Genomic DNA, 15,883 nt, shown 5'->3' on the forward strand with positions numbered 1-15,883 from the left:
CCACGCCCGACGGCGTCATCTCGCGGTGATCGGATACGTCGGAATGGCTGATCATATGTCGTCGGAACACGTGATCGAATGTGTCGGAATGCGCATGTGGGCTCTTGGATTGGCCTCAGGACGGACACCGGAAGCGATCCAAAGATAAGGCTTGCCTAATGCCACTCAGTCCGAAATCGTGGTGTCGGCATTTGCGTGACCTTTTTTGAGTTTTGAGGATCGATTTGGACGGCGAGCAGCGCTTATCGAAAATAAACAGTCTATCGCTCTCACTGCGTAGCATCTGGTTGGGGTTACTGGTCGCACTGGTTTTCGTGGGCATAACCCTTATGGGCCACCGCGACGCAGACTTCTTTGCATACGGTGCTGCAACAACGTTGCCCTTCGTCAATGTCGCTGTTCACCCGGCAGCCTTCTTTCTGGCAGCCCCAGTTCTGATCGCCGCGATCTTCATCTATCTCCACGCCTTTCTGCTCTCGCTTTGGGATCATATCGGTGACGCTGATGCGACTTATGGATCAAATGATACACCCCTGAGCGACCACATCGCGCCGACGATATTTGGAGTGGCTGCCGTTTGGTATCGCAACCGGTTCAGAGCCGATGGATCCATGGCCCCGAGTGTCCTCGGCGCGTGGTTCGTTGCGATCGCCTTGAGCCTTGGGTGGGGCTTCGGTCTGATTATTCTCTGCATGATCTGGGCTCAGGGAATGCCGCTTCATGACTTTTGGGTGACGGTTGTTTCCGCGATCAGCCTTTGGGCCGCGACGGTGGTCGCTGGCCTGTCGCTTCGATCAGCCGACGGCGGACTGCGTGGGCGGTCTCGGACGTCCCTTGCCACAGTCCAACCAACGACCTTTGTGATTTCAGGCGTGCTTTTCCTCGTCGTTGTATTCACGTCTTGGGAGCGGACCAAAGGCGGGATCCTTGCAGGTCTTGGTGTTCCGGCCGCGTTTCAGATCCCATTGGCAACCGCCGACCTCAGAGACACGAACTTGACGAAAAGGCCCGCAAATTGGCAACCTTTCGAACTCTGGCTGACCACCATTGGTGCTGATCGGCCCGGCACACCTGCTGAAAGAGACGGAATTGCACGGCTCTGGCAAAACCGTTTGCGTTCACTGGAAGCGCCGGACCTTTCAGGCAGGGACCTTAGAGGCGCTGATCTACGGGGTGCGTTTCTGCCCGGCGTCAATCTGCGCAACGCAGATCTCACCGGAGCGCAGATGCAGGGCGCAAGTCTCGAAGGGGCAGATTTCCGTCGAAGCCGTTTCGAGCTTGTCGACCTCAAACACGCGGCACTGCAGGGTGCGGTGCTCTCGGGGCTGAAAATCTTTGGATCAGATTTCTCGTTCTCGCTTATGGAGTACAGTGACCTTTTTTCGTCACGCATTCTGGACAGCCGGTTCTCACATGCGAACCTGTCCTATGCTGATTTTGGTGTCACGTTGATTCTTGGATCGGATCTGCAGAAGGCAAATCTGACGGATGCAAGGTTCGATGGAGCGGCCGCTGTACGCTCCTTTTTTGCAGGTGCGACCTTTGCCCGTGCAAATCTTGACGGTTTCCTTGCAAGCGACACGGGATTGCAGGATGTCGATTTCTCCAGCGCGAACCTCACTCACAGCAGCTTTCTCGATGCCGATCTGACCTTCGCCAAGTTCAGTGCGGATACGTTCGAGCAGACGTGCTTCATCCGTTCGAACTTGTCGGGTTCCGGCTTTGAGCTTGGCGTGGCTGAGCTTGAACGCGAGCTTGCTGAGCGCCTCGACCTTACCGGAAGCAACCTGCTCGCTGCTGATCTTTCCGAGTTGGCGGGGATCCTTACCGAAAGTACGATCACCCCCGCCTACGGTGGCGACGCAACGAACCTGCCACCTGACGTGGCATTGCCCGCGCACTGGATGGTGGGGGGCGTGGGCGTTGTCGGCGGCGGTGCGTACGCTGTTCTCGATCCACCCTGGAGCACACGGACAAGACAGCAAATGGACTCAACGAATGCAGCACTGGATACAAATAGCCGCGCCTATGTGGTTGGCGGTGGCTGGCGGGATTGGTTGGAAGGTCTCCCGACCGAGCAGGAGCCTTCCTTCTGGTGCGATCGGGCCTTTCTGGGCGACAGCGAATCTGCGGGTAACGTCCTCGATGCATTCCAGATCGACTATCAGGGGCTTGGAGGCGACATTGACCACATCTTATCACCGGACTGGTATTCGGTCCTCGATGACGCCTTTCCCTGATCGCCGGGTGTCGATGTGTTTCACTAAGTCACCGGTCGCTATTGCTTCTCTTCGTCCGTAGGCACCACATGGTCCTTGAGAAAAGCACCCCTGCGTCACTTCATCTCGCGGCGCCTTTAAACCCGATGACAATCCTGTTCTCGGCAAAACCGCCAACAAGAGCCTTTGGCGCTGTTTTGCATCCAATGGCCATTTTGTCCGGCAGTCCCGCCGCTCGCCGATCTCTGATAGTGCGCTGGCAGCGAACGGCTGGTCTGGTGAAGCTGCAACGCGGCGCTCAATGGTGGGACGGAGGTCCGGTTTGGGCCGGGACCTACAGCCAGCTTAGTTGGCAGAGCGGAAAGCTTGCTACGCCGCGGCAGGTCCGCTTCCGAGCTCAAAGTGGGCCCGGCGAAGAGATCGCCCCGGTCCCGGACGTCATTGTCTCCTCGTCCAAACGTCTCGTATGACGTCGGCGGCAAGGAGGACATCCTTACGTGTCGTCTCGAACTGACCGACCTGAAACCGGATGACCTTTCGTCCCTGAAATGCGCCTTGGGTAAGGTAGATGCGTCCATCGTCGTTGATGGCGTCGACAAGACGTTGCTGGGCCTCGTCGTCGCCAGCGCATCGAAAGGTGAAGAGACTGAGGATCGGCTCCGTGACGATGTCGAACCCGTCCATTTCCCGGATCAACTCGCAGATCTCATTGGCCCAACGCACATGGCTCCGAAGACGCGCCCTCAAACCGTCAAGCCCGTAGCTTCGGATCAGGAACCAGAGTTTCAGGGCCCGGAAGCGCCGTCCCAGCGGGATGGTCCACTCGGAATAATTGGTGACTGCGGCACCCGTGGTCTTGAGATATTCTGGCTCAATCTTGAGGGTATTCAGTTGTGGCTGCGGGTCTCGGAGGAACTGGACCGAGCAGTCGAACTGCGCCCCCAGCCACTTGTGCGGGTTGATGACAATGCTGTCGTAGCCTGCGACCCCCGCCCAGAACTCCTCGCGAAATTCCTCGCATATCATGGCGGCGCCAGCCCATGCCGCATCGAGATGCGTATAGAGATCCTCGGCCCGTGCGACGTCGAGCACGGCGGCAAGATCGTCCGACGCGCCGATACCGGTGCCGCCCGTGATCGCGATGATGCCAGCTGGCAGATGGCCCGCTGCCCGGTCCTCGCAGATGCTCGTTCGGAGCGCGTCAACGTCAAGTTCATGCCGCAGGCCCCGTGTGGGCAGCTTGACCAGGTTCTCCTGCCCGATTCCGGCGACCCATGCCGCGCGATCGATCGAGCTATGGACCTGGTCCGAGCAATAAACTCGAAGCGTCCCCTTGCCGTTCAGGCCGTCTCGGTTCCCGGTGTAGCCGATTGCACGCTCGCGCATGGTGAGAACCGCCGAAAGCGTGGCCGAGGACGCGCTGTCCTGAATGACGCCGGAGTAGCCCTCGGGCAGCGCGAGGGCCTGCCTCAGCCAATCGACCATGACTGTTTCCATCTCGGTCGCGGCGGGCGACGTCTGCCAAAGCATGCACTGCGCGGCGATCGTGGTGACCAGCATCTCGGCGATCATCGAGGGCGGCGTCGCATTCGCCGGGAAATAGGCAAAGAAACGGGGGTGCTGCCAGTGTGTCATGCCCGGCATGACGACGCGCTCGAAATCCGCCATGATGGCGTCCATGGGCTCGCCTTGCGAGGGCGGTGCAGCTGCAAGGCCGCGTATGGTTTCGCCGGGGCGAGTTTGCGCCCGAACAGGCAAGTCTCGCAGAGATTTGTGGTATTCGGCAGCCCAGTGAGAAACGTGTCGACCCCATTCCTCAAACTCGTCCCAGTCCATGCTGGCGCCCCTCCCTGACCGGAAGACCCGGACTGATCGCCAGATTGCCGCGCCTTGCACCCTGCCTGCCAGCGACAGGGTAGCTTTTATCTTCGAGCTTGAGCAAGGCCTCGACGCCAGTCGCGGAATTCGCCAAGGGCAGTTTCTTCCTGCGTTGCCGGGCGTCGCAAAGTGACCGATGCTGCGCGATGTCGCCAATTGCCGCTTTCGGGACGCTGCACCGCGGCGCCGGCAGGGAGCGTGAATGCCCGGTATGGGCCGGTCACGTCGGTCGGGCGGACACCAGACTTTCTCTGCCAGCGCGAACGGCAAGGCAGTTGCCGCGATGGCGGACCTTCATCTGCCATCGGATCCTCGGCTCTTTGCCGAACTGCAAGCCGATCTTTCTCTCGAGACGCAGGACTGGGGCGATTTGCGGGGCTCAGACTGGCTTTTTGGAGGTCAGGAAGGCCATCGAGTCATCGGTTTCAAGCTCGATCCAGATCGGGAGGTGATCGGAAAGCTGGCGGGTGCGCCAGTGAACGCGCCAGTAAGAGTCGAAGACATCCTCATCCCCGGCGATGTCACGCGATCCACCATATTCCGAGATGACCGCATCGCGATAGCTCGGCTTGTCGGCATCGCGGAAGACATGCGCGAAGAGATCGAGCGTGCCGCCACTCGGGGCGCCATTCGACCGCGTGCCAAGTCGGAAATACTCGTTGGAGCTTAGAAACATGCGGTCGTAGATCTCGGTTCCGGCGGCGTTCGTGGGCAGACCCAGCAGCGCTTGCGGCTCGACATACCCATCACTCTCCAGGAGAGCGACCGTATCGCCGTCGCGCGCCGCGTAGAGGTTCATGTCCCCCACGAGGACGAGGTTTTCGGTCCACATGTCGTCGCGCGCTTCGGCGAGGGCCGACAGAAGCAGGCGCACCTCGTCGCGTCGATACCGAACGTCTTCGCTGCCGTCCCCCGGCGCCAGATGGACGTTCACGAGCGAGAACCGTTTCCAGCCGGTGATGAACCCGGTCACATGTGGCGCGCGCGACAATTGTTCGGGCGGCCTTGCGCTCTCGAAGGCGAGTTCCGCGCGGAGCTCGGGCCAGGCGGCGACTTCGCCGGAAAGTCCGGACAGCTGCACGCGCCGCCTGTCATAGAGATAGACCGAGCGCTCCTTGTTGCCCGCCGGCCCGCCCGTGATGTCCGTCATCATGTACCCCCAATGGGGCCCGAGCAGGCGCATGAGAATATCGAGATCCTTCAAGCTGCGTTTGACTTCCTGAATGGCCACCAGGTCGAAATGCGAGATGATTTCGGCGATCCAGTGATAGGCCTCGGGAAGACGCCCCGTGAGGTGGCCGAACTCGCGGATGTTCCAGCTTGCAAAGAGCAGGTTGTCATCGGTTCGGCGCGGCGGAAGGTCTGCCTGTAACGCCCGCTTGAGCCGAAGCACGCCGTCGATGATCCTCTTGCGTGCATGCTCATCGAGCCCCGGGAAGACCTGCGCGTAGTCGCGCTCTTCAAGATCGTCGGCCGTGCGCAGATCGTGATAGGTCGGCATGACGAGCAGGTCCTTTCTGGCCGGAATTTCCCATCAGATTGTCTTTGAAAGGAACTCTGGTCTTTCGCACCGATCCTGGCAAGTATTCGCGCCCGCTCGGCAGTTGCCCCAAAACGTCGACGTAGACGTTGGCAACGTGGCTGGCCGCAGCTTCGGGACGCTGCTGAAACTGTTGCGTCGCGAGGGCGGGGTGTCATGCGGTAGGCCACTCGGGCAATGTCGGCCCAAGTCGCGGATGGACTGATGTCTCGTCTCCTGCCGCTTTTTGGTTCATCCGAGCGCGGCGCGTCGTTTTTCTTGACGTGATATCAATTTCCAAGCTTATTCGAGGTATGAGACTCGGTATCCTGTTCCTCGTTTTGACCCTGACATTGGCAAGCTGCGCGAATATGCAGCCCACTGAAGAGCCGGTACTCCAACCCGCGCCCGTGCTGGAGGATCTGCAGGTCTCGCGCCAATTTCTTGAGCTTGGGAATGAAACCGCCGAGATCGAAGGTAAGCCCATAGCCTATCTTTCGGTCATCGCCTTTCCACTCCCCCCGACCGGCGCGTTGCGCCAGCGGAACGAGATGATCTGCGCTGCCTTTATAGAAATGTTCAAGCCCGTCGCGACGTTACAGAGTGACGACATCGACCTTGATCGTCAGGTGGTGACAGTTTGGCCCGTCGAAGATCAGCAGGATGGCAACAAGCTCGAGACCAGGGTCGCAGACGGGGAGGACATTCAAAAGATCTGCGCCGAGGCGGTCGAGGTATATGATGCGGAGGCGGGTGATGACGCGCTGGCGGACGCCGCCGCGTATTTCGAAAGCCGCGGCAAGCCCGATATCGCGGCGAGGATCGACGCGCCTGTCCAGGACGGTCCGTGGCTTCTGGGCTGGGCGCCCGGTGCCGGCAAGGGAAATACCAGCGACGAAGTGCTCGTGCTGGCCTTCGACCTGTCCCATGTGGACACGCGCCGGGAAGCAGAGCGTGTCTTTCAGGCCTACAATCACGTCGTGGAGCGCAAACCCGAATTATGGCGTAAAGCGCGGATCTCGAATGCCAGCTGGGCGGATGTGATCATCCGTTTTGCCAACGATATCGGCCGCGACCTTGCCTTTTACGAGCGAATGACAAAGTGACGCGGGACCAAGCATGATCAAAAGCATGAGTGTAAGCGGCGCGGCCGGGCTTCTGCTGGGTCTGGGCCTCATCTTCTGGCTGGACAGTGCGGTTGCCCCCGGGGGAGAGACCCTTGCGCGAGAAGGCAAAGCGGCGATTGTCGTGATCTGCACGGCCGTCTGTACGGTACTGGGCGCGGTCCTTCGTCATTTCATGGGAAGTTCGTCGGACTGACCATGACGCCTCCGGGCCGCTTGTCCACCGATGTCATATGCATCTGGCAGAGCCTGGTGGGAAGACGACAATGCCAGAGATATGCGTGACAGGGCATCGGAGCATGGTTGGCCACGCGACGGCCTGCGCTCGCCGCGCGTCCCTTGGACGGGTCAGAATGTCTTGGCCAGCGTCACCTTGAAGTTGCGGCCGGGCTGGGGGCGCGAGGCGAGGTTTGGGGGTAAACTGCTCGTCGAAGACGTTCTCGACCCCCAAGCGCAACTCGGTGTCCCGCCAAACGCCCGCGCCCCGCGGCGCGACCGTGAGGCGCAGGTTGTGCACCTTGTATCCCGACCCGGATGTGCCGGCGTCGCCGGTGTCGATCCCGTCCGCGACGATCGTCTCCCAGCTCAGATCGTAGGTGTCGTCGAAGACCTTGCCCACGGTCAGCCGCCAACCGCGCGAACAGCTGTTCGCGACGTCACGCGGGTGTATAGAACTGCCCCATCCGCCGCACCCGCACAGACCTGAAAGCGGCCCTTCGCCAGGTCAATCGCCAACATTCTGATCTTCGTCGTCGTAACTGCGCCCTGGCGCGGGCCGAGATCTACGATGGCGGTTGTCGGGGCGATGGGGTAGCGGCGCGGCTCAGGCAAATCGAAGACCGTCCCCGCGCGGCACGGTTACGCCGGATGCCCGGCTTCGCAGACGCAGCGAATGGCAGCTCTCACGGGCCGCGCCGCAGCATATCGACGTCAAGGCAAGGTCCGCTGTGGGCCGGTTCGTTTCGGTGCTCTACCGATGCCGCATTTACCCTTCGCAGTGCCACTACAGGTCTGCGTGGACTCAGTTCGCACGAGGTGAGCCGCGGCGCTCATCGGGATTCTTACCCGCCTTTGCCGCCGGGCTTTCGAATATGGACCGGCCCGATCTCGAATAGGAACTCGAAACCGCGGTAGCGCGTCCCGTCGATGCGCCCATCGATGGTCTGCATCGGCTCCATCTGCGACGGTCAATCTCAATCTTCATCGCCATCTCCAATTACGAGGTTGATGTCGCCCGGCACAGTGCCGCGGACCCTCCGAAACGCGCTGCGGAACATGTCGTCTTCGAACTGCTTGGCGTATTCAATAGCCGCTGCGAGCAGCTCGGGCTTCAGCGTGGGGTGTTCCGCATAGAGCTCTTCGGGGCTTTCGAGCCGGGCTTGGTCACCGATTTCGAGCGCACCGCGACGGCTGCCTTTTAGAGTCGGCATGCCGCCGCGGATGTCGGGCTCGGTTACGATGAGTTCCTGCAGACGTCGTGCCTCGCCGAACGCATCTCGGACGGCATCGGACCTGATCCGGAGGCATGCTCACCAGTCTTCGCTTGCGCGAGGGAGGCGGCGAGGCGTTGATGCAACTCCAGCCTGCCCATTGCCCTCGCCCAAATCGCGTCGATCTCCTCGGCGGTCGCCCCGTCGATCGAGATCCCGATCATGTCAGGATTGCCAGTGCCGATGGTGCCAGCATCGGCGCCCGCCTCGAACAGAACGTCCAGGAGCGCGCCGAGATCAACGGCGGGGCGTGGGTAGGTGCGGTCGGTCCTCAGTTCTGCCCTCCCTCGTTCTCTTGGCGGGTGCGCGGGTTGAATTCCCAGCCTTCAATCTTCTTCTTGATCGCCTGGTGGTTCGAAAGCTCACCAACGACATACACAGGCTGATGATGCGGATCGCTTGGGTGCGTCGCGACGTTGATGTCTTTGCGCATGCGCAGCATTAGTCCCGGCCTCCCTCTTTACCCCTCAGAGCCCGGACACGTTCGTGCATCCTCATAACGAGCGTTTCCAGATCACGTCCCTCTGCGCGGGTCTCAGCGAGAACCTTTTCGACAGGCATGTCGCGGCTGCGCTCTGCCTTTGCTTCATCGAGCTTGGCAATGAGGGCGTTGGTGCTTGGCACAGCGACGTCAGTCCCCTTCATCACGCGGCCCCCAGGATCTCAGCAGCGGCAGCAGACCCTCGCCCGCTTTGCAGTTGTGTTCATCGAGCGCTTCGGTATTTTCCTCTCTCCACCGCCTGCTTCGCTCTTCCTTACCTGCGGGTGAGTGATCATCGCCGACAATGACGCCGTCGCCATCAAGGGCAGCACCACGAACATAGCTGTCGAGCTCATAGACGCCGTCGCGACCTCCGCCAGGCCACGGCCATGCATGATATCCGGCGGCGAGATCCTCCCGGACGTGTAGCAGCGTGCCGCGAGCGCCGCTTTCGATCCAGATGCCATGTCGGGCAGAGAGCTTGCCAAGTTCGTCAAGGTAGCGTCGGATGCGTTCGTCTTGGGTCATTAGGTCGATCACCCGTCGCTCAGAATCCGGTCAAGCGCGGCGGGGTCGGTCTCGCACACCATTCGCGCAACCCGGTCAGGATCATGCGGTCGATCACGCCCCGACCGACGGACGAGGCGCCGGATCGCAATCAGGCCGGCGGCGGCGATGACAACGGCGGCAATTGCGAGGATGGTCTGGATCTCAGCGGGTATCATCGTTTCACTCCTTGCGTGACTGCCGACGCATCTGCTCGAGTGTAATCTCCATCGGCGGGCCGCTGCGGGCGAGGCGCTCGTGCATTTCGCGGCCGGACGCCGGCTGTGGAGCGTCGCGTTGGTCGAGCTCCTCGCGAAGCCGCATTACTTGCCCGAGCAGTTGCTCGCGCGACAGGTCGTGCAGCGTGCGATCGTCATCCGGAATCGGCATTATTTTCGCAGCGAGCCGCTCGACGATCTCGCGGAGCTGCTCGAGCTGCTGGACGAGTTCGTCGCGCGTCATATCAGAGGTGGGTTTCCAAGGCATGACGGCAGCATAGCACCGATCTGAGGGTAGATCACTGCGGTCGTGCGGGTGGTGAGGATGTCGGCATGTCCTGCATGCGGTGTTGGGCTGCCGATCCGAAACACTCAGACCGGGCACCTAACATATTCAGAATGCAGGGCGGAGCATCAGGCATGTGCGCCCAATCGATCCCTGCACCCCCAACTCTCGGCTATAACCAGCAACTCCCGCAATCAGCCTTGGGCAGCAATACGCCCTCTCAGGCGATGAAGGAGTGGCGCAAACTCAACCCCGAGCTGTTCAAACAATCCTTACAACCCTTTAGGATGTGACACTTAGTCTCAATTTTCGAATTTAACACCCGTGGCCCAATGGCCATAGGATGTTGCGATGGAGAGACGAAGCAAGCACCTCGGCCCGTGGATTTTGAGCGCGCGCAACGCCTGACGGGTGATCTCAGCGCTTCTTCATCGCATCAAGCAGTGCCGATCCGAGAGCGCCAGGCTGGTTCCCGCGTTGGGCGGTGTCGTCCTTCTTGCCCGATCCATGTGGCGTTTTCCCGGATTTCTCAGGGGTTTTGCCACGCGGCGTGTGCGGTTGTTTGCGCGCCGTATCGCGATCCTCGCTGGCCGAGGCTCCGCCATCCTTGCGCATGGTGAGACCGATGCGCTTGCGACCCACATCGACCTCGGTCACGCGTACCTGCACGACGTCGCCGGCCTTCACCACCTCGTGGGGATCCTTCACGAAGCGATCGGCCAGCTGGCTCACATGGACAAGGCCGTCCTGGTGCACGCCGATATCGACGAAGGCCCCGAAGACCGCCACGTTCGTCACGGTGCCTTCGAGTTGCATGCCAGGCGTCAGGTCGGTGATCTCTTCCACGCCCTCGGCGAAGGTCGCCGTCTTGAAGGTGGGGCGCGGGTCGCGCCCGGGCTTTTCCAGCTCGGCGAAGATGTCGCGCACGGTCGGAAGGCCGAAGCGGTCATCGACATAGGCTTCGGCGCGCAGGTCCTTCAATACGCCGGGGTCGGACTGAAGGCTGCGCAGGTCGCGGCCGCAATCGGCGACGATCCGGCGTGCCACGTCGTAGGCCTCCGGGTGCACGGCGGAGGCGTCGAGCGGTTCCTTGCCATCGCGGATACGCAGGAAGCCGGCGCATTGCTCGAAGGCGCGCGGGCCGAGCCGGCTGACCTTCAGAAGCTCCTTGCGCGTCTTGAACGCGCCCGTCTGATCGCGGTGCGCCACAATGGACTCGGCAAGGACCGGGGTGAGACCGGAGATGTGGGCCAGGAGCGGTGCGGAGGCGGTGTTGATGTCGACCCCGACCGCGTTCACGGCGTCCTCGACGACGGCCTCGAGCGATTTCGACAGCCGGCGCTGGTCGACGTCGTGCTGATACTGTCCGACGCCGATGCTCCTGGGTTCGATCTTCACCAGTTCGGCGAGCGGGTCCTGGAGGCGCCGGGCGATGGAAACCGCCCCGCGCAGCGACACATCGACATCGGGAAACTCCTTTGATGCCAGCTCCGACGCGGAATAGACCGAGGCGCCGGCCTCGCTGACGATGACTTTGGTGGGCTTTGTCGCGTTGCCGGAAAGCATGGCAAGCGCGTCGGCGACCAGTTTTTCGGTCTCTCGCGACGCGGTTCCGTTGCCGATGGCGACAAGCTCGATCCCGTGGGCGTCCACCATCTCGAGGATCTTCGCTTGGGCGCCTTTCACATCCTTCCTGGGTTGGAAGGGGTAGAGCGTCGCGGTGGCCAGCAGCTTGCCGGTCGCGCCGATCACGGCCGCTTTCACACCGGTGCGGATGCCCGGATCGAGGCCGAGCGTGGGCCGGGCGCCGGCCGGCGCGGCCAGCAGCAGATCCTTGAGGTTGCGCGCGAAGACGGCTGTCGCCGCCTCATGGGCGCGGGTCCGCAATTCGGCGACGAGTTCTGTCATCATTGTCGTGGAGAGTTTCGTCCGCCATGCCCAGCCGGCGACTTCGCGCAGCCACTGGTCGCCCGGCCCGGTCCCGGAGGGATTCAGGCGCGCAGCGACCATGGTCTCGCAGCGCGGCTGGCCAACCTCCTTGTCGGGACCAATGTCAAACCGGATGACGCCTTCCTTCAGGCCGCGCAGGAGCGCCAGCGCCCGGTGCGATGGCATGGCCGCCCATTTTTCGGAATGGTCGAAGTAGTCGGAGAACTTGGCGCCATCATTTTCCTTGCCGGGAACCACCTTCGCGGTCACGACGGCTTCCTTCCTGAGATATGCCCGCAGGTCACCCAGAAGATCGGCTTTCTCGGAGAGCTCCTCGGTGAGGATATCGCGGGCACCGTTCAGGGCTTCCTTCACGTCGGGCACGCCTTCGCCCAGGTAGGCCTTCGCGAGCACCTCCGGATCCCTGTCGCGGTTCGCGAGGATCGCGTCGCGCAGCGGCTCGAGCCCCTTTTCCCGGGCGATCATCGCCTTGGTGCGGCGCTTTGGCTTGTAAGGCAGGTAGATGTCCTCGAGGCGGGCCTTGGTCTCGGCCTCGTTGATGGCAAGGGTCAGCGCGTCGGTGAGCTTGTCCTGATCGCGAATGGACTTGAGGATGGTGTCGCGCCGGTCGTCGAGCTCGCGCATGTATGCGAGACGTTCGGCGAGGGCGCGAAGCTGGGTGTCGTCGAGCCCGCCGGTAACCTCCTTGCGGTAGCGCGCGACGAACGGGACGGTCGCGCCCTCGTCGAGAAGCTTGACCGCGGCTGCGACCTGGGCCGCCTTGGCCCCGATTTCCTCTCCGATGCTCCGGTTGATGCGGTCTGCGCGATCCATGGTCGTCCTCTCATCCGTTGTGGGCGTTTTGTACTCGTTCGCGTCGGACAGCAAAAGGGTCGATGCCAGCCCAATTCTGCCGGTCGAAAGCCGGGTCTTCGTTGGGGGAGGCATTCGACATGAGGGCGGACTCCGGACGTTCGTTGCGACCGCACTTCAACCGAGTTGCTTCGTGAAAGCTGCCATTCAGACACAACCAAGGATCTTTTCAGGCATGGCACCTGTGAAATGCTCAGGCGTCTATAAAGCGCTGACTTGGGGTGATCCGAGGGCCCATCATTCGGTTCGATGCGATCAAGTCATATTCGGCGTCTTCATTGGTTGAGAGCATCGTTTGCGGAACCCGCGACGGCCATTGAGTGTGGGCAGACAAGTAGTCCCGCCTTGTGTTACAGTCCGAACTCCGTCCACTAATTTTCGACGATCTGCCTTCAGAATCTCTGTCCTACCGAGATGTAGAGCAGGCTTTCGCCTTCTTCGTTTCTGGAGCCGTCCACGGGAAACTTTTTCGAGACCCTGTATCGCAGGCCAAGACCGGCGGCCGCGCCGACATCGTCGAGCGCGTCCAGCCTGTCCCCGACAGCGCCAACCCCGCCGAACGCGACGACGCCGATCCGTTTTCCCAACCGCTTGCGATATTCCACCTGCCCGGATATCCGAGTTGCCCTCGCGCAGGGAACCATGCGACCGACATGCCGTCCCTCTTCATGATGTCGATCAAGGCGCCAGCCTCAAGGCTGGCCTATCAAGTTCACGCTTACAAGAAGCAAGGAGGCAGCGATGCGCGGGATGGTCTTCGATGGCGATAGCCCAAGACTCGAATTGCGGGATCTATCAGTCCCAACACCTGCCATGGGACAAGTGCGTATCGCCATCGAGGCTTGCGGTGTCTGTCGGACCGATCTCCACATAGTAGACGGCGACCTTACCGCACCGCAGTTACCCCTTATCCCCGGGCATGAAATCGTAGGCCGGGTGGACGAAATCGGTTCCGACGTCGAGGACCTCGCACCTGGACAGCGCGTCGGGGTGCCGTGGCTCGGACATACCTGCGGATCTTGCCCCTATTGCCGCTCAGGCCGTGAGAACCTCTGCGATGCGCCGGGCTTTACGGGCTACACGGTCAACGGCGGTTACGCGGAATACTGTGTCGCCGACGCTGATTTCGTGTTCCCTCTTTCCGAAAAGATGGACGCGGTGTCCCTGGCACCGCTTCTTTGCGCCGGCCTGATTGGCTATCGGAGTTACAGGCTTGCCGGCCAGGTCGAGACCCTGGGCATCTACGGCTTCGGTGCCGCCGCTCATGTCCTCTGCCAGATCGCGCGGCATCAGGGGGTCGAGATCCATGCCTTCACGCGGGATGGCGACGACGCGGCGCAGAAATTTGCCCGGACGCTCGGTGCTGTTTGGGCAGGCGGTTCCTCCGAACCGTCTCCGGCGCCTCTGGACGCTGCGATCATCTTCGCACCGGTCGGAGGGCTTGTGCCTGCATCCCTGAAAGCCGTGCGCAAAGGCGGTCGCGTGATCTGTGGCGGGATCCATATGAGTGATATTCCGAGCTTTCCTTATGCCGACCTCTGGGAGGAGAGATCGATCATGTCTGTTGCAAATTTGACTCGACAGGACGGGCGAGAGTTCTTTCCCCTGGCCGAGGCCGCCGGCGTTGAAGCCGAGACGAGACCCTATCCGCTTGAGAAGGCCAACGAGGCACTCGATGACCTGCGTAACGGCAGGCTGCAGGGAGCGGCTGTATTGGAGATTTAACCTTAATTTCGCTCCACAGCAGCGCTCGTATTCTCGCCCAGGTTCTCGCGGGAAAGGCTCGTCTCGCCGCAAGTTCGTTTATCTGAAAGGCGCCGATGACCCAGAGGTCTCAGCATATGACTCTCCGGTGCTTGCCAAGCCATCTTCTGGCGCGGCGGTGGTCTCATTTCACGGCGATCCGCTGCGTCGGGACGTGATGCATTCACGGCATGCTCGCTGGCGCCGCGCGCCTTTTGTCGCCGAGCATGGGCACCTGTGAGCCCCCACCGCGCCCTGCCGATCTGACGCGCCGCCATTCACGGCACAGCGCGTCAAACCAGCAGGCCCCACGACAGGGGCGTGCCCCGAGTAATGGGTCTGCGCGCCCGTCGCCCGATCACCCTGTCGTACTCGCGCGGCGCGAGGCCGAAGCCGGGACGGATCGAGCGGATGTTGTCGGCGCTGAGCGCCTCACCTTCGGCGATGTCGCGGACCGCGTAAAGCGATCGGCGGAACTTCATATTCGTTTGCTCGCTCGATTTGCGGCCGTAATCGACCTGTCCGATGGCCTCCCACGCGGTGCGGGCACCGCGGCACAGCGCGGCGAACTCCGCCGGCTCCAACGAGAAGCTGTCATCCGGACCGCCGCCCGCCCGGTCGAGCGTCATGTGCTTTTCGATGATCCCCGCACCGAGCGCCACGCTGGCGATCGCGGTGTTGTTGTCGAGCGTGTGATCGGACAGCCCGACCGGCAGGTCGAGCTTTGCCGCCATGTCGACCAGCGTCGCGAGGTTGTAGTCCGACGCCGGCGCGGGGTAGCCCGAGACGCAATGCAGCAGCGCCAGCTCGCGGCAGCCCCCCGCACGCGCCGCCGCCACCGCCTCGGTGATCTCCGCGAAGTCGGCCATGCCGGTGGAGATGATCATCGGCTTGCCCGTTGCGGCCACATACCGGATCAGCGGCAGGTCCACCGCCTCGAAACTGGCGATCTTGTAAGCCGGCGCGCCGAGACTTTCGAGCAGGTCCACCGCGGTCGGATCGAAGGGCGAGGAAAAGAGCGTGATCCCGCGCTTGGCGGCATGGGCGAACAGCGCCTCGTGCCACTCCCACGGCGTATGCGCCCAGTCGTATAGCGCGTGAAGCGTGCTCCCGGCCCAAAGGCCGTCGGTGATCCGGAAATCCGGCAGGTCGGAATTCAGCGTGATCGTGTCGGGGCGGTAGGTCTGGATCTTGACGGCATCCGCGCCAGCCTGCTGCGCCGCGTCGATGATCCGCAACGCCTTGTGGAGATCGCCGTTGTGATTGCCCGAAAGCTCGGCGATCACGTAGGGTGGATGGCCTGGGCCGATGGGACGGCCGTCGATTTCAATACTACTCATCGCGTCCGATCTTTCTCAAGCTGACGGAATATACGTGCCCGTGCATCCTGAAAAACGCAGGATACCTTTCCGGATCGCTGACCCTGATCTTTTCGAATTGCTCGGCAATGGAAAGACCCGGATCGAGTTCGCTATCGCCAGACGTCCTGCGAGGGTAGTAGGTCGCCGCCTCATCGGATTGCGGGCAAGGCGTTTCGCCTTTCTCGACCATTCCGACAACCCGATCCAGAAGGGCCA

The 15,883-nt window shown here is 61.9% G+C and carries 15 protein-coding genes and 2 pseudogenes; 5 read left to right on the plus strand and 12 right to left on the minus strand.

The features are described from left to right. Positions 1-224: 224 nt before the first annotated feature. Positions 225-2,240, plus strand: a complete 2,016-nt coding sequence (locus V8324_RS18890) for a pentapeptide repeat-containing protein (RefSeq protein WP_336421460.1) — start codon at positions 225-227, stop codon at positions 2,238-2,240. Between the two features lie 417 nt (positions 2,241-2,657). Here V8324_RS18890 and V8324_RS18895 read toward each other — a convergent pair whose 3' ends face one another. Together V8324_RS18895 and V8324_RS18900 are read right to left on the minus strand one after the other, a co-directional pair. Next, positions 2,658-4,055, minus strand: a complete 1,398-nt coding sequence (locus V8324_RS18895) for a pyridoxal phosphate-dependent decarboxylase family protein (RefSeq protein WP_336421461.1) — start codon at positions 4,053-4,055, stop codon at positions 2,658-2,660. Between the two features lie 421 nt (positions 4,056-4,476). Further along, on the minus strand, positions 4,477-5,598 hold the full coding sequence (locus tag V8324_RS18900) for an endonuclease/exonuclease/phosphatase family protein (RefSeq protein ID WP_336421462.1): 1,122 nt from the start codon (positions 5,596-5,598) through the stop codon (positions 4,477-4,479). A gap of 332 nt (positions 5,599-5,930) precedes the next feature. Between V8324_RS18900 and V8324_RS18905 the strand changes: the two genes are divergently transcribed. Further along, positions 5,931-6,722: a hypothetical protein gene (locus tag V8324_RS18905; protein WP_336421463.1), complete on the plus strand. Its 792-nt coding sequence runs from the start codon at positions 5,931-5,933 to the stop codon at positions 6,720-6,722. Between the two features lie 13 nt (positions 6,723-6,735). Next, on the plus strand, positions 6,736-6,936 hold the full coding sequence (locus V8324_RS18910) for a hypothetical protein (RefSeq protein ID WP_336421464.1): 201 nt from the start codon (positions 6,736-6,738) through the stop codon (positions 6,934-6,936). 33 nt (positions 6,937-6,969) lie between these two features. Here V8324_RS18910 and V8324_RS18915 read toward each other — a convergent pair whose 3' ends face one another. From V8324_RS18915 to V8324_RS18940, 6 genes are all read right to left on the minus strand, one after another. Beyond that, positions 6,970-7,359: a hypothetical protein gene (locus V8324_RS18915; protein ID WP_336421465.1), complete on the minus strand. Its 390-nt coding sequence runs from the start codon at positions 7,357-7,359 to the stop codon at positions 6,970-6,972. A gap of 574 nt (positions 7,360-7,933) precedes the next feature. Further along, positions 7,934-8,257, minus strand: coding sequence for a DUF433 domain-containing protein (locus V8324_RS18920; protein WP_336421473.1), 324 nt, complete (start codon positions 8,255-8,257; stop codon positions 7,934-7,936). A 244-nt stretch (positions 8,258-8,501) separates the two neighbouring features. Continuing rightward, on the minus strand, positions 8,502-8,672 hold the full coding sequence (locus V8324_RS18925) for a hypothetical protein (protein ID WP_336421466.1): 171 nt from the start codon (positions 8,670-8,672) through the stop codon (positions 8,502-8,504). Positions 8,673-8,861: 189 nt separating this feature from the next. Further along, positions 8,862-9,239: a hypothetical protein gene (locus V8324_RS18930; protein ID WP_336421467.1), complete on the minus strand. Its 378-nt coding sequence runs from the start codon at positions 9,237-9,239 to the stop codon at positions 8,862-8,864. An 8-nt stretch (positions 9,240-9,247) separates the two neighbouring features. Continuing rightward, positions 9,248-9,436 (minus strand): hypothetical protein, encoded by a 189-nt coding sequence (locus V8324_RS18935; RefSeq protein WP_336421468.1) that lies wholly within the window; start codon positions 9,434-9,436, stop codon positions 9,248-9,250. A gap of 4 nt (positions 9,437-9,440) precedes the next feature. Beyond that, complete coding sequence (locus tag V8324_RS18940) at positions 9,441-9,719, minus strand: hypothetical protein (RefSeq protein WP_336421469.1); 279 nt, start codon at positions 9,717-9,719, stop codon at positions 9,441-9,443. Between the two features lie 215 nt (positions 9,720-9,934). Between V8324_RS18940 and V8324_RS18945 the strand changes: the two are divergent. After that, positions 9,935-10,061, plus strand: a pseudogene (locus V8324_RS18945) (IS481 family transposase); the annotation flags it as partial. 117 nt (positions 10,062-10,178) lie between these two features. On the opposite strand, the gene V8324_RS18950 reads toward V8324_RS18945, so the two are convergent. Together V8324_RS18950 and V8324_RS18955 are read right to left on the minus strand one after the other, a co-directional pair. Continuing rightward, positions 10,179-12,524, minus strand: coding sequence for a Tex family protein (locus V8324_RS18950; RefSeq protein ID WP_336421474.1), 2,346 nt, complete (start codon positions 12,522-12,524; stop codon positions 10,179-10,181). Positions 12,525-12,955: 431 nt separating this feature from the next. Next, complete coding sequence (locus V8324_RS18955) at positions 12,956-13,168, minus strand: hypothetical protein (protein WP_336421470.1); 213 nt, start codon at positions 13,166-13,168, stop codon at positions 12,956-12,958. A 136-nt stretch (positions 13,169-13,304) separates the two neighbouring features. Between V8324_RS18955 and V8324_RS18960 the strand changes: the two genes are divergently transcribed. Further along, positions 13,305-14,288, plus strand: a complete 984-nt coding sequence (locus tag V8324_RS18960) for a zinc-dependent alcohol dehydrogenase family protein (RefSeq protein WP_336421471.1) — start codon at positions 13,305-13,307, stop codon at positions 14,286-14,288. Between the two features lie 311 nt (positions 14,289-14,599). On the opposite strand, the gene pseI is transcribed toward V8324_RS18960, so the two are convergent. Together pseI and V8324_RS18970 are read right to left on the minus strand one after the other, a co-directional pair. Continuing rightward, positions 14,600-15,646 carry a pseudaminic acid synthase gene (pseI, locus tag V8324_RS18965; protein WP_336421472.1) on the minus strand — a complete coding sequence of 349 codons (1,047 nt, stop codon included), beginning with the start codon at positions 15,644-15,646 and terminating at the stop codon, positions 14,600-14,602. Further along, a pseudogene (locus V8324_RS18970) lies at positions 15,639-15,883 on the minus strand (hypothetical protein); the annotation flags it as partial. The gene pseI and the pseudogene V8324_RS18970, both read right to left, overlap by 8 nt.

It is taken from the genome of Roseovarius sp. D22-M7 (assembly GCF_037083785.1).
Classification (GTDB): Bacteria; Pseudomonadota; Alphaproteobacteria; order Rhodobacterales; family Rhodobacteraceae; genus Roseovarius.